This window comes from Bradyrhizobium sp. Ash2021 (assembly GCF_031202265.1).
Classification (GTDB): domain Bacteria; phylum Pseudomonadota; class Alphaproteobacteria; order Rhizobiales; family Xanthobacteraceae; genus Bradyrhizobium.
In genome coordinates this window covers 5,325,184-5,351,553 of the sequence record NZ_CP100604.1, presented here as the reverse complement: position 1 = coordinate 5,351,553, position 26,370 = coordinate 5,325,184, and the positions used below count along the sequence as shown (strand labels likewise).

The 26,370-nt window shown below is 62.9% G+C and carries 27 protein-coding genes and 1 pseudogene; 22 read left to right on the top strand and 6 right to left on the bottom strand.

Annotation, left to right across the window (positions count from 1 at the left end; translation table 11 throughout):
• Positions 1–23 precede the first annotated feature (23 nt).
• The 3 genes from mce to NL528_RS25755 are packed head-to-tail and all read left to right on the top strand — an operon-like array spanning position 24 to position 1,091.
• A complete protein-coding gene (gene mce, locus NL528_RS25765; protein WP_309177270.1) occupies positions 24–428 on the top strand; it encodes a methylmalonyl-CoA epimerase in 405 nt (134 codons plus the stop codon).
• A gap of 6 nt (positions 429–434) precedes the next feature.
• Entirely contained in the window at positions 435–710 is a 276-nt protein-coding gene (locus NL528_RS25760; RefSeq protein ID WP_309177269.1) for a DUF1467 family protein, read from the top strand.
• Positions 711–737: 27 nt separating this feature from the next.
• On the top strand, positions 738–1,091 hold the full coding sequence (locus tag NL528_RS25755; RefSeq protein WP_309177268.1) for a hypothetical protein: 354 nt from the start codon (positions 738–740) through the stop codon (positions 1,089–1,091).
• On the opposite strand, the gene NL528_RS25750 is transcribed toward NL528_RS25755, so the two are convergent.
• Positions 1,088–1,495 carry a globin gene (locus tag NL528_RS25750; RefSeq protein ID WP_309185029.1) on the bottom strand — a complete coding sequence of 136 codons (408 nt, stop codon included), beginning with the start codon at positions 1,493–1,495 and terminating at the stop codon, positions 1,088–1,090. The genes NL528_RS25755 and NL528_RS25750 overlap by 4 nt on opposite strands.
• Positions 1,496–1,958: 463 nt before the next feature.
• On the opposite strand from NL528_RS25750, the gene NL528_RS25745 reads away from it, so the two are divergent.
• The 9 genes and pseudogenes from NL528_RS25745 to NL528_RS25705 all read left to right on the top strand — a co-directional run bounded on the left by NL528_RS25745 (position 1,959) and on the right by NL528_RS25705 (position 9,370).
• A complete protein-coding gene (locus NL528_RS25745) occupies positions 1,959–2,339 on the top strand; it encodes a DUF2946 family protein (protein ID WP_309177267.1) in 381 nt (126 codons plus the stop codon).
• A 58-nt stretch (positions 2,340–2,397) separates the two neighbouring features.
• Positions 2,398–3,399 (top strand): hypothetical protein, encoded by a 1,002-nt coding sequence (locus NL528_RS25740; protein WP_309177266.1) that lies wholly within the window; start codon positions 2,398–2,400, stop codon positions 3,397–3,399.
• Positions 3,400–3,401: 2 nt separating this feature from the next.
• Positions 3,402–3,758: a copper resistance protein CopC gene (locus NL528_RS25735; protein ID WP_309177265.1), complete on the top strand. Its 357-nt coding sequence runs from the start codon at positions 3,402–3,404 to the stop codon at positions 3,756–3,758.
• 16 nt (positions 3,759–3,774) lie between these two features.
• A complete protein-coding gene (gene copD, locus NL528_RS25730) occupies positions 3,775–4,752 on the top strand; it encodes a copper homeostasis membrane protein CopD (protein WP_309177263.1) in 978 nt (325 codons plus the stop codon).
• 55 nt (positions 4,753–4,807) lie between these two features.
• A pseudogene (locus NL528_RS25725) lies at positions 4,808–5,346 on the top strand (copper chaperone PCu(A)C).
• On the top strand, positions 5,343–5,789 hold the full coding sequence (locus NL528_RS25720; RefSeq protein ID WP_309177262.1) for a hypothetical protein: 447 nt from the start codon (positions 5,343–5,345) through the stop codon (positions 5,787–5,789). The pseudogene NL528_RS25725 and the gene NL528_RS25720 overlap by 4 nt, the downstream one beginning before the upstream one ends.
• A gap of 202 nt (positions 5,790–5,991) precedes the next feature.
• Positions 5,992–7,311 (top strand): proline--tRNA ligase, encoded by a 1,320-nt coding sequence (gene proS / locus NL528_RS25715; RefSeq protein WP_309177261.1) that lies wholly within the window; start codon positions 5,992–5,994, stop codon positions 7,309–7,311.
• A gap of 72 nt (positions 7,312–7,383) precedes the next feature.
• Entirely contained in the window at positions 7,384–8,664 is a 1,281-nt protein-coding gene (locus NL528_RS25710) for a lipoprotein-releasing ABC transporter permease subunit (RefSeq protein ID WP_074276514.1), read from the top strand.
• Between the two features lie 7 nt (positions 8,665–8,671).
• Entirely contained in the window at positions 8,672–9,370 is a 699-nt protein-coding gene (locus NL528_RS25705; RefSeq protein WP_309177259.1) for an ABC transporter ATP-binding protein, read from the top strand.
• An 82-nt stretch (positions 9,371–9,452) separates the two neighbouring features.
• Here the strand turns inward: NL528_RS25705 and NL528_RS25700 are convergent, their stop codons facing one another.
• From NL528_RS25700 to NL528_RS25685, 4 genes are all read right to left on the bottom strand, one after another.
• A complete protein-coding gene (locus NL528_RS25700) occupies positions 9,453–9,704 on the bottom strand; it encodes a DUF3551 domain-containing protein (RefSeq protein WP_309177258.1) in 252 nt (83 codons plus the stop codon).
• A 286-nt stretch (positions 9,705–9,990) separates the two neighbouring features.
• Positions 9,991–10,242, bottom strand: coding sequence for a DUF3551 domain-containing protein (locus tag NL528_RS25695; protein ID WP_309177256.1), 252 nt, complete (start codon positions 10,240–10,242; stop codon positions 9,991–9,993).
• Entirely contained in the window at positions 10,242–10,505 is a 264-nt protein-coding gene (locus tag NL528_RS25690; protein ID WP_309177253.1) for a DUF3551 domain-containing protein, read from the bottom strand. Before NL528_RS25690 ends, NL528_RS25695 begins: the two co-directional genes overlap by 1 nt.
• A 156-nt stretch (positions 10,506–10,661) precedes the next feature.
• Positions 10,662–10,946, bottom strand: coding sequence for a DUF3551 domain-containing protein (locus tag NL528_RS25685; RefSeq protein ID WP_309177251.1), 285 nt, complete (start codon positions 10,944–10,946; stop codon positions 10,662–10,664).
• Between the two features lie 332 nt (positions 10,947–11,278).
• On the opposite strand from NL528_RS25685, the gene NL528_RS25680 reads away from it, so the two are divergent.
• The 7 genes from NL528_RS25680 (at position 11,279) to NL528_RS25650 (ending at position 22,808) form a co-directional block, all read left to right on the top strand.
• Entirely contained in the window at positions 11,279–12,022 is a 744-nt protein-coding gene (locus NL528_RS25680) for an outer membrane beta-barrel protein (RefSeq protein WP_309177250.1), read from the top strand.
• Between the two features lie 261 nt (positions 12,023–12,283).
• Complete coding sequence (locus NL528_RS25675) at positions 12,284–12,496, top strand: hypothetical protein (RefSeq protein WP_309177249.1); 213 nt, start codon at positions 12,284–12,286, stop codon at positions 12,494–12,496.
• Between the two features lie 1,046 nt (positions 12,497–13,542).
• Positions 13,543–17,055 carry a DNA polymerase III subunit alpha gene (dnaE, locus tag NL528_RS25670; protein WP_309177247.1) on the top strand — a complete coding sequence of 1,171 codons (3,513 nt, stop codon included), beginning with the start codon at positions 13,543–13,545 and terminating at the stop codon, positions 17,053–17,055.
• 343 nt (positions 17,056–17,398) lie between these two features.
• A complete protein-coding gene (locus tag NL528_RS25665; protein WP_309177245.1) occupies positions 17,399–17,899 on the top strand; it encodes a DUF2846 domain-containing protein in 501 nt (166 codons plus the stop codon).
• A gap of 80 nt (positions 17,900–17,979) precedes the next feature.
• Positions 17,980–19,305, top strand: coding sequence for a serine protease (locus NL528_RS25660; protein ID WP_309177243.1), 1,326 nt, complete (start codon positions 17,980–17,982; stop codon positions 19,303–19,305).
• Positions 19,302–20,264 (top strand): FHA domain-containing protein, encoded by a 963-nt coding sequence (locus NL528_RS25655; RefSeq protein ID WP_309177241.1) that lies wholly within the window; start codon positions 19,302–19,304, stop codon positions 20,262–20,264. The genes NL528_RS25660 and NL528_RS25655 overlap by 4 nt, the downstream gene beginning before the upstream one ends.
• 153 nt (positions 20,265–20,417) lie before the next feature.
• The gene (locus tag NL528_RS25650) at positions 20,418–22,808 is read left to right on the top strand and encodes a caspase family protein (protein ID WP_309177240.1); all 2,391 of its coding nucleotides are present in this window, start codon (positions 20,418–20,420) and stop codon (positions 22,806–22,808) included.
• A 120-nt stretch (positions 22,809–22,928) separates the two neighbouring features.
• On the opposite strand, the gene NL528_RS25645 is transcribed toward NL528_RS25650, so the two are convergent.
• Complete coding sequence (locus NL528_RS25645) at positions 22,929–23,177, bottom strand: type II toxin-antitoxin system Phd/YefM family antitoxin (protein WP_309177238.1); 249 nt, start codon at positions 23,175–23,177, stop codon at positions 22,929–22,931.
• Between the two features lie 309 nt (positions 23,178–23,486).
• On the opposite strand from NL528_RS25645, the gene NL528_RS25640 reads away from it, so the two are divergent.
• The 3 genes from NL528_RS25640 to pyrH all read left to right on the top strand — a co-directional run bounded on the left by NL528_RS25640 (position 23,487) and on the right by pyrH (position 26,328).
• Complete coding sequence (locus NL528_RS25640; RefSeq protein WP_074276527.1) at positions 23,487–24,485, top strand: 30S ribosomal protein S2; 999 nt, start codon at positions 23,487–23,489, stop codon at positions 24,483–24,485.
• A gap of 129 nt (positions 24,486–24,614) precedes the next feature.
• Entirely contained in the window at positions 24,615–25,541 is a 927-nt protein-coding gene (gene tsf / locus NL528_RS25635) for a translation elongation factor Ts (RefSeq protein ID WP_309177235.1), read from the top strand.
• Between the two features lie 70 nt (positions 25,542–25,611).
• Positions 25,612–26,328 (top strand): UMP kinase, encoded by a 717-nt coding sequence (pyrH, locus tag NL528_RS25630; protein WP_309177233.1) that lies wholly within the window; start codon positions 25,612–25,614, stop codon positions 26,326–26,328.
• Positions 26,329–26,370: the final 42 nt, after the last annotated feature.

Sequence of the window (26,370 nt, the reverse complement as noted above, 5' to 3'; positions counted from 1 at the left end):
CAAGATATAAGGGAGATAGTTTCATGCTCGGCCGGCTCAATCATGTCGCGATCGCGGTCAAGGATGCGGAAAAGGCCGCCAAAATCTATGGCGGCGCGTTCGGTGCTGAAATCTCGGGAGCGGTGCCGCTGCCGGAGCACGGCGTGATCACGGTTTTCGTAACCCTGCCCAACACCAAGATCGAATTCATCCAGCCGCTCGGCGACGCTTCCCCGATCGCCAAATTCGTCGAGCGCAATGCCGACGGCGGCATCCACCACATCTGCTATGATGTGCCCGACATCATCGCCGCGCGCGACACCCTGATCAAGGAGGGCGCGCGCGTGCTCGGCGACGGCGTGCCCAGGATCGGCGCCCACGGCAAGCCGGTGTTGTTCTTCCATCCGAAGGATTTTTCCGGCGCGCTCGTCGAAATCGAACAGGCCTGACGCAAGATGGCTTATGCAATCTCCACCGCGTTTGCGATCTACTTCGTGATGTGGTGGATCGTGCTGTTCCTGACGCTGCCGTTCGGCGTGCGCAGCCAGCACGAGGACGGCGAGGGCGCCCCCGGCACCGATCCCGGCGCGCCGGTCCTGACCCGCATGGGCTCAAAGCTGATCTGGACCACGATCATCTCGGCGGTGATTTATGCCATCGCGATGTGGGCGTATTATCAGGGCTATCTGAATATCGAGCGGCTCTCGAAGCTGATGGGGATGCCGTTTTAGAGCGTTGATTTGAGGGGGAAGCAGGCAATGAATTTTCAGAGGATCGTCATCGCCCTTTTGGTCCTGGTCATCGCAGGCCTCGCGGGGGCGTTCTACGCGAACTGGAAGACCCTGACGCAGCTGCGAACGGTAAAGGCCTTCGTCGAAGGCGCGGTGTTTGCCGACGCGGTGGCGGCCTGCGAAAAGGCGCCGAGTTCGACGCCGTTCAAATGGAATGGCGGCAAGCAAACCGCGGTGATCGGCTTGAACTCGGTCAAGCCAAGCAAGGACACCATCATCGCAAGCTACACGCTGGTCGCCGACAGCGTCTATTGCGACTACGATCCAGTCAAGAAGAAGGCCGATATCGGATCGAACTTCCTGGAGCGGGAATCCTTTTAGGCTTCGCTCCGCTTGACGATATCTTCGATCTCGTCGAGCAGCTTTCGCCACGCCACATCAAGCTCCGGCGACCACTCTGTTCCGAGAACCTCGCGCAGCGTATCGGCGATCACGCCGAAGAACGCGACGAACAGTTCGCGCGGCGTGCCATAGGCGTCGTGCGACGACACCTCGCATTCGATCAGGCGAAAATGGCCGCTGCGTTCGCCTGCGAAATCCAACATCGCCTCGATCGTCAGCGCCAGCATCGAGCCCTTGACGGGCGCGCTGCCTTCGCTGCGAAACATGCCCTCGGCCTCGGGGTGCTTTTCGAACAGCCGGCGATAGACCAAAGGCGTCAGATCCTCGCAGCGCGCCGCGGCAAGTTCAAAACTGCGCGGAATCGGATTTTCTGACGGCATCATCATCTCTCGGGATGATCTCGAAAAAAAGAGCAGGGCGGAAGCCCTGCTCAAAAATTGTGTCGACCCTGTTTTCCCCAAAATTCGGATTTGATCTTGATTGATGGGGTGACGCTGCTTGTGCGCGCCGGGCTCCTCCCGAGACTTGGACCACCAGACCTGAGCCTTGCGGCTGGCCTGAGGCAGCACTGGTAGACCATCTTTTTCGTCTTGTCACCATTTTCAGCAACGAATGTTCAAAATTCGAGCAAATTGCGAAATGATTGGGAACTCACCACTGCCGGTTGCATGTCGGCCGCCAAAACCGCCGGTCGGATAAGAGGATAGGGCGGGCTCCACCGGCGCGGCGGGCGTGCCGGCCAACACCGTCCGCGTGGCGGAATTTCATGGCGACCCGCAACATAACCGGGAACGCAATCTCGACTCCGGACTCTCTTGGTGATTAGTTGGACAACGGATGGGTTTTATGATGCGCCGGCGGCTGAAGAAATTTCTTCCCATAGTCCTGATGGCTCTGATCGTGCAGATTTTTGCACCGATCGGCGCGACCTGGGCTGCCAGCATCGCCGCCTCAGACCCGTTGGCCGCTGCCGTGATCTGCCATGGCAATGCGCCACAGGCGTCAGGACAGACCGATCAAACGGGCGGCCATCGCGCCCATGACGGATGTTGCTCGGTTTGCAGCGTGCTCGCCACCGGCGCGCCCGTCGATGCGCCGCAGGTTGCGGCCGCGATCTCGGTGGATCGCCAGGCCGGGCGCGTGGTCTGGGTCGCGTTCACACCTGACCTTTTTGGTTCACGCGCGGGGTCTCACGAGCAAGCCCGCGCCCCACCGCAGTTGACGTGATCTTGGCGGCCTTTGGCCGTTCGAATGCGTTCACGACTCAACATTTGCGGAGAATTCCATGTCTATCCGTGTTTGGCGCGCGGGCCTGCCAGGGCTTGCCATCGCGCTCGTTCCCCTAAATGGAGGCATCGCCCACGAAATCGTAGGTAATCGCTTCTTTCCAGCAACGATCGGCATTGACGATCCCGGCGTGAACGACGAGCTGTCGCTTCCCACCGTCGACAGCTTCAAGACCGGCGACGTTCCGCCAGTGCGGCAGCGCGACATATCCAGCGAGTTTTCCAAACGGATCACCGAGGATTTCGCGATATCGTTTGGCTCGACCTACACCTTTCTTGGCCCGATCGACCCAACGGCAGCCGGAGCCAACGGTTTTCAGAACCTCGATACCACCTTCAAATACCGCGTTTACAAGAACCCGGAACATGAGTTCGTGATGTCGGTCGGTCTGAGCATCGAGTGGGGCGGGACGGGTGCCGAAAGCGTTGGCGCGGAGCCGTTCCATCATTACACGCCGAATCTCTATTTCGGCAAAGGGCTCGGCGATCTTCCGGACACGCTGTCCTGGATCAGACCGGTCGCGATCACCGGCCAAGTCGGCTATTCGATCCCTGCCAGAAACTCGACCACTACGTTTGGCATCGATCCGGACACCGGCAATCCGACTGTTGACACCCAATTCAATCCCCGAGTTCTGAATTGGGGTGCGACGATCCAATACAGCATGCCCTATTTGAAGTCCGCCGTGGTCGATCTCGGCTTGCCCGATTTCGTCAATCATATGATCCCGATTGTTGAAGCGACGCTCCAAACGCCGGTCTCGAATACATTCACCTCGGGGACCCTGACGACCGGCACCATCAATCCCGGGGTTATCTGGGTCACAAATACATTTCAGATCGGCGTCGAGGCGCTGATCCCGATTAACAGGCAAAGCGGCACCAATGTCGGGGTGATCGCGCAATTGCACCTCTACCTCGATGACATCGATCCGCGCGGCATCGGCAAGCCGATCTTCGGCGGGCCGGTTCAGCCCGCAAGCCCCTTTCCAAGGAATTGACCATGCGCCGCTCATCTCTTGCCGCCATCATCCCGCTGCTGCTGTTGCTCGCGACCGGCGAAGCCGCCGCGCACGCTTTTCTCGATCACGCCGAACCGCGCGTCGGCAACACCGTCGCGGCGGCACCACATCAGGTCACGCTGTGGTTTACCCAAAAACTGGAGCCAGCGTTCAGCACCATCACCGTGACCAACGCCGCCGGCGAGCGGGTCGATACCGGCAAAACCCGCGTCAGCGGCAATCAGATGTCGATATCGTTACGCTCCGGGGGCGTCGGAACGTATCATGTCACCTGGCACGTGCTTTCCGTGGACACGCATACGACTGACGGCAATTTCACCTTCCAGGTCGGCAAGTAAGGCCGCGGGCAAACCGATGGACTGGTTAGGTGCGGATATCGACGGTCCGCTGGTTGTCATTCGCGCACTGCATTTTGCCGCCACTGCGATGACGACGGGAATCCTGATTTTCCGCGTCGTGGTGGTGGATGCCGCCTTTGGTCCGTCAACGCCGACCAGCAAAATTGTCCGGGCGCAGACGCTTCGCCTGGCCTCGATTTGTCTCGCGCTGTCCGTGGTGTCAGGCGTGGTCTGGCTGCTGCTGGAGGCCGTCTCCATGAGCGGTCTTGCGCTGCCGGAGGCCATGACCTCGGAGGTGCTGTCGACCGTGGTGAACCAGACGCAATTCGGACGGGTCTTCGAAATCCGCTTCGCGCTGGCGGTCATTTTGGCGGGCTGTCTCGGATATGACCGGTTTCCGCCGGCCCGCTGGCTCGCGCTCGCAATCTCGCTCGGCCTGATTGCGGCCATCGCCTGGACCGGGCATGCCGGATCGACGCCGGGTGAGATGGGAATCCTGCATCTGGTCGCCGACACGCTGCATCTCGTTGCCGCAGCGATCTGGACTGGAGGCCTCGTATCGCTGGTGCTGCTGTTGTCGGCAAGCCGGCGTGACCGGAGTTCTGCGGGCGCATCATTTGCATGGCAGGCGACGACGCGCTTCTCGACGATGGGCATCGCCGCGGTCGCGGTGATTCTTGTCACCGGCATCGTCAACACATGGATTTTGGTCGGCTCCTGGCACGCGCTGATCGGGACTGGCTACGGGCAACTCCTGATGCTGAAAATCGCGCTGTTCATCGTCATGCTGTTGTTTGCCGCGGCAAATCGATTTTGGTTGACGCCGCGGCTCGCGTTGCCGTCAAGCGCGCCGCAGCCCGATGCGCGTCGCCAGCTGGCGCGTAACAGCATAATCGAGTTCGGGTTGGCGCTGATAATTTTTGCCATCGTCGGGATGCTGGGTACCTTGCATCCCGCCATCCACGCCTTTGCGTCTGACGTCCCGATGCAATAACTGTCTCGCTGAAAACGATAAGGACCACGAAATGCAAATCAAATGGCCAGCGTTGATGTCAACCGCAAGCGCCATCGCAGGCGCGGCCCTGCTGTTGGTATTTTTCACAGCGTCGGTGCGCGCCGAAGAAATCAAGGCCGGCGATCTCGTCATCTCGCAAGCCTGGAGCCGCGCGACACCGAACGGGGCGAAAGTCGCCGGCGGCTACCTCACTATCGAAAACAAGGGCTCCGCACCCGATCGCCTCATCGGTGGCGCAGGGGACATCGCCGGCAAGGTCGAGGTCCACGAGATGGCCGTGAATGACGGCGTGATGACGATGCGTCCACTCGACAACGGCCTGACGATCGAGCCGGGCAAGACCGTCAAGCTTGCGCCGGGCGGCTATCATCTGATGATGTTCGACCTGAAGGGGCAGCTCAAACAAGGCGACAAGGTACCGATTACGCTTGAATTTGAAAAAGCCGGCAAGGTGACGCTGTCGCTCGATGTGCAGGGCGTCGGCGCGCGCCGGCGCCCGCGGGCGCCGATGGGGCAGGCGGTCACATGGAGATGAAGAATATGCCGGATCATCCCGGCATGAAGATGCGATGACGATGGCGATGGCGCACCGGCGGTCTCTTGGTCCGCTATTGTCGCGGCTCGCGTTAGGCATCTTCTGCCTTGGTTGGCTGTGGTGCTTGACGGCAGGACCGTCGGCTGCCGCGGGCGATGACGATAATTTCTTCACGCATATTCACACAGAGAAGGCGATGGCCAATGTCACGGTTTCGCCGGGACGCGCCGGGCCGGTGGACATCACGATCCAGCTTGAGACGATGGAAGAGAAGCCGCTGACGGCCAAGGCCGTGTCGGTGACGCTTTCCGATGCGAAAGCCGGAAAGCGGCTGCAGGCGGTCCAGGCCGAACATAGCTTCGACGACAGCTGGCACGTGAGAATTCCCAATCTGGCGGCCGGGCGATGGATGCTCGGCCTTGGCATTTCGATCGCCGATAGCGACACGTTCAGCGTGGAATCGCCGATCCTGATCAAATGAACGTATGCGCCATCAAGGCGCGGATTCCGGCACGGGATCGCGTCCCCCGGATGGATTTTGCTCGTCACAATCTTTGGGCCGAAATGGCCGGAAATCCGCATTTCTTGCGGCTTTTTCACACTCCCCGGCCTTGTGTTTTCGTACCCGATCCGGTTTCACTGCACCCCTCTCGTGTCCCCGCTGATTCCCTTGAGTTTGACCCATGCGATTGTCGCGTTTTTTCCTGCCGATCCTGAAAGAGAATCCGAAAGAGGCGGAGATCGTCTCGCATCGGCTGATGCTGCGCGCGGGCATGATGCGGCAGGAGGCGGCTGGCATCTATGCCTGGCTGCCGCTGGGTTTTCGGGTGCTGAAGAAGATCGAGCAGATCGTCCGCGAGGAACAGGACCGCGCCGGCGCCCTGGAACTGTTGATGCCGACGCTGCAGCTCGCTGATCTCTGGCGCGAAAGCGGCCGCTACGACGCCTACGGGCCGGAGATGCTGCGCATCAGCGATCGCCACAAGCGCGAATTGCTGTACGGGCCGACCAATGAGGAAATGATCACCGAGATTTTTCGCGCCTACGTCAAATCCTACAAGAGTCTGCCGCTCAATCTCTACCACATCCAGTGGAAGTTCCGCGACGAGCAGCGTCCGCGCTTCGGCGTGATGCGCGGCCGCGAATTCCTGATGAAGGACGCCTATTCCTTCGACATCGACGAGGCGGCGGCACGCCGTTCCTACAACAGGATGTTCGTCGCTTATCTGCGCACCTTTGCGCGGATGGGGCTGAAGGCGATCCCGATGCGCGCGGAAACCGGCCCCATCGGCGGCGATCTCAGCCACGAATTCATCGTGCTCGCCGAAACCGGCGAGTCCGGCGTCTATTGCGACAGCGACGTGCTCAATCTGCCGATCCCCGGCGACGATGTCGATTACGACGGCGATCTCACCGGCATCATCAAGCAATGGACCTCGGTCTATGCCGCGACCGAAGACGTCCATGATGCCGCGCGCTTCGAACGCGAAGTGCCCGCCGACAAGAAGGTGCATACCCGCGGCATCGAGGTCGGCCAGATCTTCTATTTCGGCACCAAATATTCGGACGCCATGAAGGCGCTGGTGGCCGGCCCCGACGGCGCCGACGTGCCGATCCATGGCGGCTCCTACGGCGTCGGCGTGTCGCGCCTGGTCGGCGCGATCATCGAGGCTTGCCATGACGATGCCGGCATCAAATGGCCGGAGGCGGTCGCACCGTTCAAGGCAGTGATCCTGAACCTGAAGCAGGGCGACGCGGCCGTCGATGCAGCTTGCGAAAAGCTGTATGGAGAATTGCAGGCCAAGGGCGTCGATGTGCTCTATGACGACACCGACCAGCGCGCCGGCGCGAAATTCGCGGCCGCCGACCTGATCGGTATCCCCTGGCAGATCCTGGTCGGCCCCAAGGGCCTCGCCGAGGGCAAGCTCGAGATCAAGCGGCGCAGCGACGGATCGCGCGAGAATCTCAGCCCGGCCGAAGTGGTCGCGCGGATAGCAGGATAAAGATTATCCACCGGACGCGTTGAAGTCAGGCATTCCGGCCACATTTGGCCCGAATCATGGGATTATCGAAAGATGGATGAAACCATGAACGAGACAGTCCGAACCCCGCCTTTTGCGCCATTCGAGTGGCTGCTGTCCGGACGCTATTTGCGGGCACGTCGCAAGGAAGGTTTCATTTCCGTCATCGCCGGCTTTTCCTTTCTCGGCATCATGCTCGGCGTCGCCACGCTGATCATCGTGATGGCCGTCATGAACGGCTTCCGCAAGGAGCTGCTGGACAAGATCCTCGGCCTCAACGGGCATTTGCTGGTGCAGCCGCTGGAATCGCCGCTGACCGACTGGAAGGACGTCGCCGAGCGGATCAGCCAGGTCTCCGGTATCCGGCTTGCCGCGCCCGTGGTGGATGGCCAGGCGCTGGCGTCCTCGGCCTTCAATGCATCCGGCGTGCTGGTCCGCGGCATGCGCGCCGACGATCTCAACAATCTCACCTCGATCGCCTCGAACATCAAACAGGGCACGCTCGAGGGATTCGACGAGGGGCAGGGCGTCGCGATCGGCCGCCGGCTCGCCGATCAATTGTCGCTGCATGCCGGCGACAGCATCACGCTGGTCGCGCCGCGCGGCGCGGTCACGCCGATGGGCACGACGCCCCGTATCAAGCCCTACAAGATCACGGCCGTGTTCGAGATCGGCATGTCGGAATACGATGCCGGCTTCGTGTTCATGCCGCTGGCGGAGTCGCAGGCCTATTTCAACCGCAAGGACGACGTCACCGCGATCGAGGTGTTCACCGCCGATCCCGACAAGATCGACACCTACCGCAAGACGGTGACGGAGGCCGCCGGGCGACCGGTGTTCCTGGTCGACTGGCGGCAGCGCAACTCGACCTTCTTCAATGCGCTCCAGGTCGAGCGCAACGTGATGTTCCTGATCCTGACCATGATCGTGCTGGTCGCGGCACTGAACATCGTCTCCGGCCTGATCATGCTGGTGAAGGACAAGGGCCAGGACATCGCGATCCTGCGCACCATGGGCGCCTCGCAGGGCTCGATCATGCGGATTTTCCTGATCACGGGAGCCGCGATCGGCGTGGTAGGGACCTTTGTCGGCTTCCTGGTCGGGATGTTGATCTGTTTGAACATCGAATCGATCCGGCAGTTTCTGTCCTGGGCCACCAACACGCCCTTGTTCGACCCCACGCTGTATTTTCTGTCGCGCCTGCCGGCCGAGATCGATTTTGGCGAGACCTCGGCGGTCGTGATCATGGCGCTGACGCTGTCGTTCCTGGCGACGCTGTATCCAGCCTGGCGCGCCGCGCGCCTCGATCCTGTCGACGCGCTGCGGTACGAGTGAGGACGAGATGGCCGAGGGGGCAGAAGATGTACCGGTTATTTATCTTCACGAGATAAAACGCCAGTACAGGCAAGGCGAGGCGACGCTGACCATTCTCAACGGCGCCAAGCTGGCGCTGTGGGCGGGGCAATCGGTGGCGCTGGTGGCGCCGTCGGGTTCTGGCAAATCGACGTTGCTGCATATCGCCGGCCTGCTCGAAGGCCCCGACGACGGCGAGGTCTATGTGGCGGGGACACCGACCTCGCAATTGTCGGATACCGAACGCACGCTGATTCGTCGTACCGACATCGGCTTCGTCTATCAGTCGCACCGGCTGCTGCCGGAATTCACCGCGCTCGAAAACGTCATGCTGCCGCAGATGATCCGCGGCCTCAGGCGCGCCGAGACCATCAAGCGCTCCACTGAGATCCTGTCCTATCTGGGCTTGAGCGATCGCATCACCCACCGGCCGGCCGAATTGTCCGGCGGCGAACAGCAGCGCGTCGCGATCGCGCGCGCGGTGGCCAATGCGCCGCGCGCGCTTTTGGCGGACGAGCCGACCGGAAATCTCGATCCGCACACCGCCGATCACGTATTCAATGCGTTGATGCAGCTGGTGAAGGCGACGCGGGTCGCGATGCTGATCGCGACCCACAATATGGAACTCGCCGGCCGGATGGACCGGCGGGTGTCGCTGGTCGATGGCCAGGTTGTCGAGCTGGAATAAAGCGTTTTCAAGCGAAAGCCTGCCCCGGACTTGATCCGGGGTGGATACCGGTTCGCATAAAGAATACGCGTCAAAACGAGAATCAATAAGCGCGATGCCGCCGGCGCGCGGGATCCACCGCACTTGCAAAATAGGGATTAAGCAGGCACTCCGCGCCACGGCCGGCCGCCGTGCCTTTGCATTGCGCGATGGTCGAGTAACGGCATTCGAAATAGGTCGGGTCGCCAAACACCCGCATGCAAACCGGATAGCTCGGGTCGTAGGTTTGGGCCTGCGCCGGTTGGGCGATCGACACCGCGCCAACTGCCAACATCGCCAAAGTCAGAATGCGCATCAATACCTCCTGCGGGGCATCCGACCGCGATCGGCCGGCATTTCGGCCTTGGCAATGAAATAGGAGGTTTCGGCGCGCGTGGCTACCGTGCCGAAGCGCGCGCCTGGTGCGGCTTGTGTCGTTGGCCGATGTCCAGGCCGTCGAGCCGGCGTAGAGCGTTTCCAGGCGAAAAGCTGCCGCGACTTGATCCGGAGTGGTTGCTGGTTCGCGCTTTGAAAATGCGTCAAACCAAGAATCCAGAGCACCGTTCTGATTCAATATTCTTGCAGGACCGTTGCTCCGGCGCTCAGTAAGCGTGGTGCCGCCGGTAGCGCGCCGGGACTTCCGCGTTCGCGACATAGGGGTTGAGCACGCATTGCGCCGAGCGGCCCGATGCAGTTATGGCGCACTGCTCCATCGACGTATAGCGGCATTCGTAATAGGTGGCCGGTCCGTACACGTGCAGGCAGACCGGATAGCCCGGTGCATAGGTTTGGGCCGCTGCCGGGCCAGCGGCTGCGGTAGCGATCGCCAGAATCGCCAAAGCCGATGCGCGCATCAGTACCTCCTGCGGGACATGCGGCTGCGGTCGGCGACCATTTCCGCCTTGGCGCTGAAATAGGGGTTTTCCGCGCAGGTTGCGACCCGCCCCGCAGCACTTGCCTGGCACTGCTGGTAGGTTGTGAAACTGCAATCGCCGAGACCCGAGCCGAAGTCGCAACCCCTGATGCAATAGGGGTAATCGCGGGCCGATGCCGCCGGCATCGCAACCGTTGCAGACGCGGCACAGCCCACTATCAGCGCCAGTAATGCCGTTCGCATGACGTCCTCCGTGTCCGACTTTGACGGGAATTGTCAGCCGTCAACAGACAACCCATGCGAGGGCTGCGTCAAATCACGTTCGCGCGCTGAACGCTTGGGATCGTGCAAATGGTCGGCCTCGCTCTCGCCGATCCTCAATGCGCCGTACCCGGTTCACTATCTGGGGTAGCCCGGATAGGCCGGCGGCAAGCGGCGACCGCGGCCGGCATAGGGCGGCGCGTCGCCGTCGCCGACATAATAGGGATTGGCGATGCACCACAGGCGGCGACCGGAAGCTGTGGCCTGACACTGCTCATAGCTCGTGAAGGTGCAATTGCTCAGGCCGGGATGGTCGTTGCCCTGGATGCAGAACGGATATCGCGTGCCGACCGCTTCGGCGGGCATGGCGCCGAGTGCTATGAGACCGCCGGCTGCCAGCAACGCTAGAATCACTCTACGCATTTTCAAATCTCCCCAACGCCCGAATTTCCCCAACCTGACGGCTGTTCTTCGGCATCATCGAACTTCCATTATTCCGATCCAAGCCGTACGCGCGCCTTCTCGTCAATACATTCTCGCGTGCGAACGATGGTGCGCGATTGAAATGTGAGTTTTTTGCGACGAGCGCGATCACAAAGTTCCGAAAAGTGCCTGTTATGCAATATTAACTTACGTTTTCAGCGAAGTCGTTTCGCGCCGGCTGTTGCAGTGAAGTTACAGCATTTCAAACGAACGCTGCTATGAGGTGGCAACGGCCTTGGGGGCTGTACAAAAATCGGAACGGAATAAAAAAGATGAAGAAGGTTTTGCTTGTTACGGCCAGTCTGATCGCGCTCGGCGCGGCTGCGCCGGCAGTGGCTGCTGATCTTGCTGCGCGTCCTTACACCAAGGCGCCCGCGATGATCGCCGCTGTGTACGACTGGAGCGGTTTCTACGTCGGCGCCAACGGTGGTTGGGGTTCGAGCCACAACAGCTGGGATTCCGTGCCGCCGTTTTTGGTCGGCGGTGAAGGCAGCCATGACGCAACCGGCGGCGTCGCCGGTGGTCAGGTCGGTTATCGCTGGCAGTCCGGCACCTGGGTGTTCGGCGTTGAAGCGCAGGGTGACTGGGCTGACCTGAAGGGATCGAACACGAGCCTGCTGTTCCCCGGTTTCGTCAACACCTCGAAGATCGACGCGTTCGGCCTGTTCACTGGTCAGGTCGGCTATGCCGCCAACAACGTCCTGTTCTACCTCAAGGGTGGTGCTGCGGTGACCGCGGATCGTTACCGCATCAACACCACTGGCGGCGCTCTCTCCGCCACCACCAGCGACGACACCCGCTGGGGTGGCGTGGTCGGTGTCGGCCTCGAATACGGCTTCGCCCCGAACTGGTCGGCCGCGATCGAGTACGATCACCTGTTCATGCAGGATCGCACCTACAGCTTCACCACGCCGGCTGGCGCGTTCTTCGGTGCCGATCGCATCCGTCAGGACGTCGATCTGGTCACCGTCCGCGTGAACTACAAGTTCGGCGGCCCGATCATCGCGAAGTACTGATCTCGCGATCATCGATGAGATCAAAGCCCCGGGCATTGCCCGGGGCTTTTTTCGTTGGCGCACCGCCGGGTTGGGTCGAGCCGGGACAGGAACTGGCGCGGAAGACGTGACGGGGCAGCCCAAACGCCCTGCAGCTGGTGACGTCGAGCACCGGCGTCCGACCGAAGATTTCGCGCAGGAATTAACTCGCGATCAGGCTCAATTTGATTGTGACGGATATCCGCACTGGAAAACGGACGGTCGGCGGGGCATATTTGCGGGATGGCAAGCGGCATTTGGACCACCGAACATTTCACCTGCTCCGGTTGCGGGATGGATTACGACGCGACAAGAGAGCAGCATTCGGACAAGCATTCCGGCAGTTTCAAATGCGGGATTTGCCAGGCCGAGGTCCATGCCTGGTCCGGCCTTTATGATTTCTTCGATTGGAAGGCCAAGCCGATGAAGTCGCCGGTTTTTGGCAAGAAGAAGTGACCGATTTCCAAACGCCCACGGGAAGCCAAGCAACTCGTCGCGCGTCTTGCCTTGATCGGCAGCTAGAACCCTTGTCCCCCTCTCGCCGCCACAGCGACCCGGGGGAGGGGCAAACCGATTCTCGTCGGGCCGGTAACTAAAAAGGTCGCTTCTAAAACCGGCCAACGACCGCCCCTCGGGTAGTGGGTCAGTTTGATTGTGGCAGGATGGCTGGCTTGAATCGGGCCGCCATGGGCGCATATTCGACGGATGATCGAGCAGCGACCAACTTTTATGGCGCGGAAAATTCCCGGAACTGGCTGGGGGATTGATATTCTATGGCCCGATGGCGAAACCGAAGTAATCAAGGGCTTTATTACGGAACATGACGCGGGCAAGTGGATTGCTGAGCACTCCAAGGCGTGGCTGGGAAATACGGACAACTCACCTCCAACGTCCGAGGGACCCCAACCAACTCGCTAGGTCGATCAATTCATCGTGCGGCAGTACGCTATCGGCAATGGCCACTTGGTCTGCGTCATGTGGCGCGGAGGTGGATAGCATCTGCCAGATCTCGCCAAAGGCGAGTCCCGTTAACCAAGCGATTTATTTCAGGGTCAGTTTCTCAAACGGACCCACGACCGTCCCTTGACTCCGAAGAACAAAAAGGGAACACTGTTCTTCATATGTTCTAGTCCAGGGAGGCGGGGATGTTGAAGACCTTTATGGAAGAAGCGGCGGCGCTGGCGTCGATCACGCTGTTCGTCGGGATGATCGCGGTCTGGGCGCAGCTGATTCCGCAGTTCTGAACAAGGCGGGCAGGGACCGGGCGAAGCCATGCGGCTTCGGCAGGGGCCCCCTTGGGACATACGCCTTGGGCGTGCGTCCCTTGGGGAAAAGCCGGATGGCGAAGGCTCATTCGCCGTCGCGCGTGGACTCCGGTCGCGTCAGGCATCACCATGGCGGGCGAGTCGGGTCTGGAGGCTTGGGTTTCCTTTGGGTTTCCTTTGCGTGTCCGTTGGCCTGACGATCGCAGCCATCCCTGACCCAGAAGCGCTTGAGCAGCCATGTCCAGTGCCGGATTCGTTCATCTCCACGTTCATTCGGCCTATTCGCTGCTGAAGGGCTCGATCAAGATCCAGAAGCTCGGCGAACTCGCCAAGGCGGACCGCCAGCCGGCGCTGGCGCTGACCGACACCGACAACATGTTCGGGGCGCTGGAATTCTCCGACAAGATGGCGGGCTACGGCATCCAGCCGATCATCGGCTGCGAGCTCGCGATCGACTTTGGCGACCAGGATCCCAATGCGCGCAATGCGCTGGCTTCGGCGCCTTCCCGAATCGTATTGCTGGCGGCGCGCGAGCGCGGCTATCGCAGCCTGATGCGGCTGAACTCACGGGCGTTCCTGGAGACGCCGGTCCATCAGTCCCCGCACATCAAGTTCGAGTGGCTGGAGGGCGATGCCGAGGATTTGATCGCGCTCACCGGCGGTCCCGACGGGCCGATCTCGCTGGCGATTCACGGCGATCATGCAGCCCTTGCCGCGACGCGCTGCGACCGGCTGGCGAGCCTGTTCGGCGATCGCCTCTATGTCGAGCTGCAACGTCACGGCATCGAGAAGGAGCGCCGCGCCGAGGCCGGCTTGATCGATCTGGCCTACGCCAAGGGACTGCCGCTGGTCGCGACCAACGAGCCGTACTTTGCCGCCAACGATGATTACGAAGCCCATGACGCGCTGTTGTGTATCGCCGGCGGCCGGTTGATCGCCGAGACCGATCGCGATCAGCTCACGCCCGATCACCGCTTCAAGACCCGGGCCGAAATGGCGGTATTGTTCGCCGACATTCCGGAGGCGCTGGCATCGACGGTGGAGATCGCGGAGCGCTGTTCGTTCCGGCCGAAGACGCGCAAGCCGATCCTGCCGCGCTTCACGGTCGGCGCCGGCAGCAATGCAGCCGACGCCGAAGCCGAGGAGGCCGCCGAACTGCGGCGCCAGGCCGAGGCGGGTCTTAGCCATCGCCTGAAGGTCCACGGCCTCGCGCCGGGCATGACCGAGGAAACCTATCAGGCGCGGCTGGCGTTCGAACTCGATGTCATCACCCGCATGAACTATGCGGGCTACTTCCTGATCGTGGCCGATTTCATCCAGCACGCAAAATCCGAGGGCATTCCGGTCGGGCCGGGTCGCGGCTCCGGCGCGGGATCGCTGGTCGCCTATGCACTGACCATCACCGACCTCGATCCGATCCGCTTCGGCCTTCTGTTCGAGCGCTTCCTCAATCCCGAACGCGTCTCAATGCCCGACTTCGACATCGACTTCTGCCAGGACCGCCGCGGTGAGGTGATCGACTACGTGCAGCAGCGCTACGGCCGCGATCAGGTGGCGCAGATCATCACCTTCGGTACGCTGCAGGCGCGCGGCGTGCTGCGCGACGTCGGCCGCGTGCTGCAGATGCCCTATGGGCAGGTCGACAAGCTGACCAAACTGGTGCCGCAGAATCCCGCCGCGCCGGTGACGCTGGCCGCGGCGATCGCCAGCGAACCGAAGCTGCAGGCGTTTCGCGACGAGGATGCGGTGGTGGCCCGCGCCTTCGACATCGCCCAGCGCCTCGAAGGCCTGACTCGGCACGCTTCCACCCACGCCGCCGGTATTGTGATCGGCGACCGTCCCTTGAGCGAACTGGTGCCGCTCTATCGCGATCCCAAATCCGACATGCCGGTGACCCAGTTCAACATGAAATGGGTCGAGCCCGCGGGGCTGGTGAAATTCGACTTCCTCGGCCTGAAGACGCTCACCGTGCTCGACGTCGCGGTCAAACTGCTCAAGCAGCGCCACATCGAAATCGACCTCGCGACTTTGCCGCTCGACGATGCCCCGAGTTACCAGATGCTGGCCAAGGGCGATGTGGTCGGCGTGTTCCAGGTGGAAAGCCAGGGCATGCGCCGCGCGCTGGTCGACATGCGGCCCGACCGCTTCGAGGACATCATCGCGCTGGTGGCGCTGTATCGTCCGGGCCCGATGGCGAACATTCCGACCTATTGCGCGCGCAAGCATGGCGACGAGGAGCCGGAATATCTGCACCCGCTGCTCGAGCCGATCCTGAAGGAGACGTTCGGCGTCATCATCTATCAGGAACAGGTGATGCAGATCGCCCAGGTGATGGCCGGTTACTCGCTCGGCGACGCCGATTTGCTGCGCCGCGCGATGGGCAAGAAGATCCGCTCCGAGATGGAAAAGCAGCGCGCGATCTTCGTGGCCGGCTCGGTCAAGAACGGCGTGCCGAAAGGGCAGGCGGACACCATCTTCGAATTGCTCGCCAAATTCGCCGACTACGGCTTCAACAAGAGCCATGCGGCGGCCTATGCGCTGGTGTCGTATCACACCGCCTATATGAAGGCGCATTATCCGGTCGAGTTCCTGGCCGCGTCGATGACGCTCGAACTCAACAACACCGACAAGCTGTCGGAGTTTCGCGCCGAGGCGCAGCGGCTCGGGATCAAGGTCGAGGCGCCCAATATCAACCGTTCGGGGGCGACCTTCGAAGTCAGCGACAACACGATCTATTACGCGCTGGCCGCGCTGAAGGGCGTCGGCCCGCAGGCCGTTGAGCTGATCGTGGCGACGCGGAAAGAGGGCGCCTTCACCTCGCTGGCCGATTTCGCCGCGCGCGCCAATCCGCGTGCGATCAACAAGCGCGTCATCGAAAGCCTGGCCGCGGCCGGCGCCTTCGACACGCTCGATTCGAACCGCGCGCGGGTATTTGGCGGCGCAGAGGCGATCCTGGCGGCGTGCCAGCGCAGCCATGAGGCCGCGACGCTCGGGCAGAACGATATGTTCGGCGGCGCCTCCGACGCACCGACCATCATGCTGCCGCAGGTCGAGCCCTGGTTGCCGGCCGAGCGGCTGCGGCGCGAATACGACGCCATCGGCTTCTTCCTGTCCGGCCATCCGCTGGATGATTACGCCACCGTCTTGAAACGGTTGCGGGTGCAGTCGTGGGCGGAATTTTCGCGCGCGGTCAAAACCGGCGCGACCGCCGGCAAGGTTGCCGCGACCGTGGTGTCGCGCATGGAACGGCGCACCAAGACCGGCAACAAGATGGGCATCATGGGCCTGTCGGACCCGACCGGCCATTTCGAAGCCGTGTTGTTCTCCGAAGGCCTTGCGCAATATCGCGACGTGCTGGAGCCGGGCGCCGCCGTGCTGCTGCAACTCGGCGCTGAGCTACAGGGCGAGGACGTGCGGGCGAGGGTGCTACACGCCGAACCGCTCGACGCCGCCGCGGCCAAAACCCAAAAGGGGCTGCGCATCTTCGTGCGCGATACCAAACCGCTGGATTCCATTGCGAAGCGTCTGAACATGCCGGAGGCTGCGGCGCCCGGCGGCCCGGCCCGCATCCCGCAGGTCAAACCCGCGCCAGCCCCGGCGGACGGAGCCAATGGCGACGTCTCGCTCGTCATCATGCTCGACCTTGAAACCGAGGTCGAAATGAAACTCCCGGGCCGCTTCAAGGTCTCGCCGCAGATCGCCGGCGCGATCAAGGCGGTGTCGGGCGTGGTGGACGTGCAGACGCTGTGAGGTAGCAGGGTCTCCGGCGTCTCCTGCCTTGCGGGTTGTCATTCCAGATTTTTAATCTTGGCGCACGGTTGCGTGCGATGCCGTTTGTAAAACCTATCCATGGCCCGCTTTGCCGGTTGCGTTGCCCTTTTGGTTTAACGCGTTTTCCGCTGATGGTGCGGGCAAGAAATGACCTTCAGTGCCTGCGCGGGCAGCAGCGTTGCGCTTTGCGCGGCCGCAATCCGTGATTTCGCATGCGGCATGAATGTCCGGCTGTTGCAACCAGGCCGTGTTTCTTGTTACTTGCCTGCTGGGGGATCGAATGGGGCGTGGGGGCGTGATGTTTTGGCGTGGCGTAGCGTTGTTGATCGTTGCCGCATTGTTGTCCGGCTGCGAGACGGAAAGAAACGGGCTGGACTACTCCGCGATGATGCAGAAGATCGGTCCGCCGCGAGCAGGACAGTCGCGCATCGTCGTGCTTCGCGAGAAGGGCTATGCTGGGATCACTGACCCAGGCTGGGACGTCAGACTCGACGGTGGGCCGATGGCCGAACTCAAGACGGGGACCTATGTGTATGTCGACCGCGCGTCCGGTCAGCACCAGCTCTCGGCCACCGCTGCGTTGTTTCCCGGGGTGAGTCAGCGCGACATTTCCACACAATCCGGCCGTACCTATTTCTTCCTTGCAAGGCCGAGCGACAGAGCCAAGGTCCTTGGCGGGATGTCGGCTGCGGGTGGTGTCGCCGGCCTGCTCGTTGGCGCCGCGGTTACCTCCGGCAACAGCAATCCCGGGCCGCTCGATTTCTTTCCCTTGGAGGAAGACGCCGCGCGGGCAACGATTGCCGAGCTTCGACTGGTGCAATAGCGTTTGTTGGGGCGCCTGAAGTGAGAGGCTCCGCTAACCACAGCGGTCCGCCCTGTTTTCATCAGGGCTTGGAGGATTTCTTGGCGGCTTCGGTTAGCTATGTTGTGCGGCTATTGCGGTTGTTGACGGCGATTGCCGCGCTCGGTGGCGCCGCCGCCCAGGCGGCCCCTGGCCCGGCTTCGGTTGCCGAGGGCATCTATGCGTCGGCGCCGCCGCGGCTGTTGCAGATTCGCACGCTGGTCGCCGACGCCGGGCGGCAGATTTCGATCGGCTCGGGATTTCTGGTTTCCGCCGATGGGCTGGCGATCACCAACTATCACGTGGTCTCGCAGGTTGCGCTCGAGCCGAAGACCTATCGGCTTGAATATGTGGCGGCCGATGGCAGCCACGGCGACGTCAGTCTGCTCGGCGTCGACCTGCCAAACGACCTCGCCATCGTTCGCCTCGACAAGCATGACGCGCCGTTCTTCACCTTCGACAAGACCGCCATGGAGGGGGGCCTGCCCAAGGGTGAACGGCTCTATTCCATGGGCAATCCGCTCGACCTCGGCTTCACCATCATCGAAGGCACCTATAATGGTCTGGTCGAGCACAGCTACAACGATCGCGTCCACCTCAGCGGGGCGCTCAATCCCGGCATGAGTGGCGGCCCGACCGTCAACGGCGAAGGGCTTGTGGTCGGCATCAACGTGGCGACCCGCAGGGGCGGCCAGCTTGTCAGCTTCCTGGTGCCGGCGCGTTTTGCCGCGGCACTGCTGCAGAGCGCCCGCGAGCATGAGACGGCGCCGGACCTGCGTGCCGAGATTGCGCGACAGCTCACCGCGTGGGGGGCCGCGCTCTACAAATCGCTGGGCGAAGAAGGGTTTCGCTCGACCGTACTCGGGCCCTACCGGACACCCGAAACGATTGCGCCGTGGTTCAATTGCTGGGCCAACACCAATGCCGGCGCCACGCCGAAGCCGCGCGCCAATATCAATTCAACCAATTGCAGCAGCGATACCGGCCTGTACGTGGCGTCCGATCTCAACACCGGCGCCATCCAGATCAACCATTCCTACGTCAAGACCGTCGATCTCAATCAATTCCAGTTCGCGACCTATCTGACGCAGCTTAGCCAGCCGCGCCTGGTCGGCGGCGGCCCGTACCGCAAATGGTACACGCCGGAGCGCTGCCACGAGGACTTTGTCAGCGCAGCGCCCGCGCCGGACCATCCGCCGCTGCGGGTGATCTGGTGCGCGCAAGCCTATCGCGAGTTCGAAGGACTTTACGACGTGGCACTGATCGCCGTGACGCAGGACCACAGCAGCGAGGCGCTGGTGTCGCGGTTGAGCCTTCAGGCGGTGGGCTATGACGACGCCATCGCGCTCGGCAGACGCTTTCTCGAAGCGGTGCAAATAACCAAATGATCTGGGTCGAGATATTATCGCGCCACCGCGACATCACCGCACGCGTCCGGATCGCCGGTCCGGAAGTGCGCATCGGCCGCGGCTACGATAACGATGTGATCGTCGACGATCCCTATGTCGCAGCACGGCACCTGCGTGTTTTTCGCGACGAGGCCGGGCAACTCGTTGCCGAGGACATGGGCAGCGTCAACGGCACGTTCCTCGACGGCGGCAAGAGCCGGCTGGCGCGCATCATCGTTGACGGCACCAAACCGATCCGCATCGGTCAAACCTATTTGCGCTTCCGCGCAATCAACCATGAAGTCGAGCGCGAACGGGTGGCGCGGCCTGAGCGGGGGATGCTGCCGTTCCTGGGCGCCGCGGCGCTCGGCTGCGTGACGCTTGGGATCTACATGCTCAAGGTCTGGCTGACCCAGACCTCGGAGCCCCGGGTCTCGACCTATCTGACACCGTCGCTGACGATCGTCGCCACGGTGCTGGTGTGGGCCGGATTGTGGGCGCTGCTGTCGCGCATCTTCTCCGGCCGCTCGCGTTTTCCGCGCCATCTGCTGATCGTGCTGGTGGGCGCGTTCGCGCTTTCGCTCTACAACGAGTTCGCGCAGGTTTCCGCCTTCGCGTGGACCTGGCCGACCGCCAGCACCTACCAATATGTCGCGATCTGGTCGATCCTTGCCGCGATGTGCTTCTTCCACCTGCGCGAGGTCGGCCCAGCGCGCCTGTGGCTGAAAGGCGCCATCGTGACGACGGTGCTCGTGACCGTGATTGCGGCACAGACGCTGCAGCAATCGGAGGCGTTTTCCGACTCCGGCCGGCAAAACACCACGCGGCTGCTGATGCCGCCTTCGTTCCGCGCGGTCCCGTTCCGCGACGAAAACGCGTTCTTTGGCGACATCGCCGGTCTCAAGGCCAAGCTCGATCGCGATCGCAACCAGGCCAAGCCCGTCGAGGCCGGCCGGTAGCGCGTTTTCGAGAGCCTGCCCCGCAGGTGATTCGGGGTAGATACCGGTTCGGGCCACGCGTTGCCTTATTCACAGCGCTTTTCATTCAAACGATGTTCAGCTAGCAGCGTATTCAATGCGTGTCGTGCTTGAACCGGTGGGGACCGAACAGCCATGCGTGTGACCAGAACCTTTTCGATCTTTTCGCTCTGTTTGGTGCTGTTGTCCGGGTTCCCGGGGCTCCTGACTTCCGCCTCCGCGCAGCAACAGGAAAAACGCATCGCGCTTGTCGTCGGCAATGGCGCTTACGCCAAGTCCCCGCTTGCAACGGCGGCCAATGACGCCGGCTTGATCGCCCAGACCCTGCAGGCAGCGGGCTTCGATGTCGTCGGGGCCCGCGATCTCGATGGCGATACGCTGCGGCGAAGTTTTCGCGATTTCATCCAGAAGGCCGAAGCGTCCGGCCCGGGTACGGTCGCGATGGTCTATCTCGCCGGCTACGGCATCCAGCTCGCCGGCGAGAATTATTTCATCCCCGTCGACTCCTCGATCAGCCGCGACACCGACATTCCGACCGAAGGATTGCGGATCAACGACTATGTCCGCCAGCTGGCATCGCTGCCGCTGAAAGCCAACATCGTGGTGCTGGACGCGGCGCGGCCGCAGCCTTTCATCGAAGGCGGCCAGCCGATCGCGAGCGGGCTGGCCCTGGTCGAGCCGGAGGCGCACATGCTGATCGCCTTCAACGCCGCGCCCGGCACGGTGGCTCCCAGCGAGCAGGGATCGTATGGCGTTTACGCCCAGTCGCTCGCGGAGATGATCCGCACCGGCGGATTGCCGCTGCCGGAGGTTTTCAACCGGCTTCGGCTGCGCGTCAACGACGCGAGCAAGGGGGCGTTGGTGCCCTGGCACGCGGAAAAGATCGACGCACCCTTCATGTTCTTCGATCGCGCGCCGGATGCGCCCGCGCCGGCGCCGCCGGACCAGGTCGCCGCCATCAGGAACAAGCCGATCCGCGATCTCGGTGCGCAGGACGCCTACGCCGCCGCGCTCGAGCGCGACACGATGCCGGCTTATGAGGATTTCCTCGGCGCCTATCCCGGCGATCCCTTGGCGCGCCGCGTGCGCGCGATCGTGGCCGCACGGCGTGAGGCGCTGACCTGGCTTCGCAGTTACCGGGCCGACACGCCGCAAGCTTACTGGTCGTACCTGCGACGCTATCCGAACGGGCCGCATGCCGGCGATGCCCGCCGCCGCCTCGCCATCCTGACCGCGCCGCTGGAGCCGCCGCCGGCATTCGCGGTTATCGACTACGACGTGCCGCCACCGCCGCCCGACGAGATCGTCTATGTCGATCGCCCGGTGTTTTACTTCGGCGATCCGGACTTCGGCTTTTTGCCGCCACCGCCGCCGCCGGTGTATTTCCTGCCGCCGCCGCCGCCGGATTTCATCATCCTGGAACCGCCGCCGCCGCCGATCGGGCTGTTCATCCTGCCGCAGCCGTTCTTTGTGCCGATCCCGGTTTATGTCCAGGCGCCGGTCTATGTCGCGCCGCCGCCGAACAACATCATCTTCGCCAATATCCACAACACCACCGTCATCAACACCGTCATCAACCGGCCGGCGCAGGTTGCGCCCGGAGCTCCCGGCGCCGGTGCGCCGCCGACAGCACTGGGCACGAAGGCCGCACCGGGGCAGGGCGCTGTGGCGCCGGCTGGCGCTGGTCCGGCCCTCCCGGCAGCGGCCGCGCAAAAGGCCTCGCTGATCCAGCAGGGAAAACTGCCGGTGCCACCGAGCGCGGCGATCAATCCAGCCAAGCCCGGAACTCCGGCGGCACCGCTTGGTCAGAAAGCGGCGCCAACGACGCCGCAGCCGGCCAACGTGACCCCAAATGCGCTGCCGCAGGGTCAGGGGCTGCCGAAGGCCAATAGCCTGCCGGTCCCGGGCACCAAGGGCACGCCTCCCGCGCCCCCGGCCGCGACGGCGCCTGTTACCGGAGCGCCCAATCCGAACGCGAAGCTTGCGCCTCTCAACCAGCCTGCCAAACAGCCTACTACGACGGCCCCGGCAACGTCGGCGCCGAATCAACCGGGAGCCGTGAGCGCGCCGAAGACGCCTGGAACGACCGCGCCGGCACCTCTCGTGGGTCAACCGAAAGCCGGCGGCACCGCGCAGGCCCCCGAGGCCAAGCCGGTCGTTCCGGAGACGGCCCGAAAGCCAACCGCGGCTCCGCCGCCACCGCCGCCGAAACCCGCGGCGCCGGCTCCAGTGGCCGCGCCAAAGCCTCCCGCACAGCCGCAGATCCACCGCGCCGAACCGCCGCGCCGGGCCGCGCCGCCGCCTCCGCCGCGTCCGGCGCCGCAGGTATCGAGGCCAGCGCCACCGCCGCCGAGGGTCGCCGCGCCACCGCCGCCTCGACCGGCGCCGCCTCCGCCGCCGCGGCCTGCACCCCAGATCGCCCGTCCGGCACCGCCGCCACCACCACCACCACGTCCGGCCGCTCCGCCGCCGCGACCGGCGGCGCCGGCAGCCAAGAAATGCCCGCCGAACGTTGCGAGGTGCTGAAAACCGAGCGGGTGATGCGGAGGCCGAGCAAATGCAAGCTACGCCTTTGCATCGCTTCGGGCGGCATCAAGTTCTTGCCGCAGCGATCGAAACGGTAGATGGGGCGGAGAGGGCGCGTAGCTAATCGGTTTCAATATCTTCGAGTCTGGTGCCGTGTCCTGCGCGCAGATTGTTCCGGGCCTGCTCGATACGTCGCAGAAAGCGCGGATCATGTTCGAGGCGATACTCGAACCATTCCTCCTCGGTTTCAAAGCCAATCAGCACGCCGGCCGGTTTGCCGTGGCGCGTGATGACGATTTCCCGCGTCTCCGCCTCTCTGAGAAACCGCGATAGATCGTCTCTGATTTCCGAAAGCGAAACTTCTTTCATTCCCGATCCCCGAACTGAGCGAGCCATGACTCGGCCTCCGATTTGGCCACGATCGCCAAGATTTCTACCTCCGTGACGGAAACGTCGCAGAATACCCGAACCTCGTCCTAAACGCGGCGCAAATCGAACGATTTGGCCCCCCAAGAACTCACAAAACCGGCCTTATTTCCTTGCTTCTCGCCAAAATCCGGCTATATACCGCGCCATCTCACACGGAAGCATGGCTTTACAAGGCCGTCCGGTGGCTGCCGGGCCATAAGGCTCGTCTGCTCACACGCTTCCGGAGGAACCAACCGGAGAACTGATACCATGGCGCTACCCGATTTCTCTATGCGTCAGCTGCTTGAAGCTGGCGTTCACTTTGGCCACCAATCGCACCGCTGGAATCCGAAAATGGCGGAGTTCATTTTCGGCGCCCGCAACAACATCCACATCATCGACCTCGCCCAGACCGTGCCGATGCTGCATCGCGCGTTGCAGGCGGTCAGCGACACCGTCGCCAAAGGCGGCCGTATCCTCTTCGTCGGCACCAAGCGCCAGGCGCAGGACGGCGTCTCCGAGGCTGCCAAGCGCTCGGCGCAGTATTTCGTCAATTCGCGTTGGCTCGGCGGCACGCTGACCAACTGGAAGACGATTTCCGGCTCGATCAAGCGGCTGCGCCACCTCGATGAGGTGCTCAATTCCGGCGACGCCAACGCCTACACCAAGAAGGAGCGGCTGACGCTGCAGCGCGAGCGCGACAAGCTCGATCGTTCGCTTGGCGGCATCAAGGACATGGGCGGTCTTCCCGACATGATCTTCGTGATCGACACCAACAAGGAAGACATCGCGATCCAGGAAGCGCAGCGGCTCAACATTCCCGTCGCCGCCATCGTCGATACCAACTCCGACCCCAAGGGCATCACCTATGTGGTGCCGGGCAATGACGATGCCGGTCGCGCCATTTCGCTGTATTGCGATCTGATCGCGCGCGCCGCCATCGACGGTATCTCGCGCGCGCAGGGTGATTCCGGGATCGATATCGGTGCGTCCGCTCAGCCGGTCCGCGAGGAAATTCCGGCCGCACCCCAGCCGACCGGATTCCAGGGTCTGGCCGGTCCGCGCGGCACTGCCGACAACCTCAAGAAGCTCACCGGCGTGTCGGGAGCGATCGAGAAGAAGTTCAACGACCTCGGCATCTTCCACTACTGGCAGCTCGCCGAACTCGACCACGACACCGCGCACAAGATCGGCGAAGAGGTCGGACTTCCGAGCCGGGCCGATGGCTGGGTCGCCCAGGCCAAGGCCCTGACCGCGGAAGCGGAATAATTCAAAGCGGCGTGGCCGGGTTCTCCCGGCCACCGGTTCGACTCCCGATACGACACTCCCTGTAGCTGATGGCGGCACGGCGCAAGCGCGCGCCGCTGCCGTCCTGACAGGCAAGAAGGATATTCAACGATGGCAACGATCACAGCAGCGATGGTCAAGGAGCTGCGCGAATCGACCGGCGCAGGCATGATGGATTGCAAGGCAGCCCTCACCGAGAGCGCCGGCGACATGCAGGCGGCACAGGATTGGCTGCGCAAGAAGGGCCTGTCGAAGGCTGCGAAAAAGGCCGGCCGTGTCGCGGCCGAAGGCCTGATCGGCGCCGTGACGTCCGCTACCAAGGGCGTCGTGGTCGAGGTCAATTCCGAGACCGACTTCGTCGCGCGTAACGAGCAGTTCCAGGGCCTGGTCAAGATGATCGCCCAGGTCGCGCTGCACAACAGCGCCGATGTTGAGAAGATCAAGGCGGTCAAGGTCGGCGCCGTCACGGTCGAGACCGCGATTTCGGATGCGATCGCAACCATCGGCGAGAACATGACGCTGCGCCGCGCGACTTCGCTCGAAGTCGGGCAGGGCGTGGTGGCGAGCTATGTCCATGGTGCCGTGATCGAAGGCGCCGGCAAGATGGGTGTGCTGGTCGCGCTGGAATCCGCCGGCAAAGCCGATGAACTTGCGGTTCTTGGCCGCCAGCTTGCCATGCATGTTGCCGCGGCCAACCCGCAGGCGCTCGATCCGGCGGGGCTGGATCCGGCAGTCGTGACCCGCGAAAAGGACGTGCTGGCCGACAAATATCGCCAGCAGGGCAAGCCTGAAAACGTCATCGAGAAGATCGTCGAGTCCGGTTTGAAGACCTACTACAAGGAAGTCTGTCTGCTGGAGCAGGCCTTCATCCATGACGAAAAGGGCAAGTCGGTCGCGCAGGCCGTGAAGGAAGCCGAAGGCAAGATCGGCGCGCCTGTGAAAATCACCGGCTTTGTGCGCTATGCTCTCGGCGAGGGAATCGAAAAGCAGGAATCCGATTTCGCAGCCGAAGTTGCTGCAACCGCCGGCAAGAAATAACCGCGAAGACAGCCTTGCGGCGCATGTTGCGCCGGAAGCCCGCGCGGGGACTTAAGGAAGCGATCGCATCATGGCTGAGCCGGTCTATCGTCGTGTCGTGATCAAGCTCTCGGGCGAATATCTCGCCGGCAGCCAATCCTTCGGTATCGACCAGCCAACCGTGGACCGAATCGCCGGCGAGTTGATCGCCGCACGCCAGCTCGGGGTCGAGGTCGCCGTCGTAGTCGGCGGCGGAAACATCGTCCGCGGCGTGGAAGTATCGTCACGCGGCGTGTCCCGCCCGACCGGCGACACCATGGGCATGCTCGCCACCATGATGAACTGCCTGGCGCTGGAGGCTGCGATCGAGCACAAAGGCACGCCGGCGCGCACCCTGTCGGCGTTCGTGATGCCCGAGATTTCCGAACTGTTCACCCGTAGTGCAGCGCACAAATACCTCGCCGAGGGGCGAATCGTGCTGCTTGGCGGCGGAACCGGCAATCCGTTCTTCACGACCGATACCACGGCGGTGCTGCGGGCGGCCGAGATCGGGGCGCAGGCGGTGCTGAAGGCCACCAATGTCGACGGCGTCTACAGCGCCGACCCCAAAAAGGACCCGTCCGCCAAGCGTTTCGACCGCCTGACGCACTCCCAGGCAATCGAAGGTGGCTACAAGGTGATGGACTCAACCGCATTCGCGCTTGCCCGCGAGACATCGCTGCCTATCATCGTATTCTCGATCGCCGAGCCGGGTTCGATCGGTGCGATCCTGCGCGGTACCGGACACGGCACGGTCGTTGCCGGGTGACGTCGTGTGCCGTATCGAACCGCACCGCCCGCTGACCGCGGC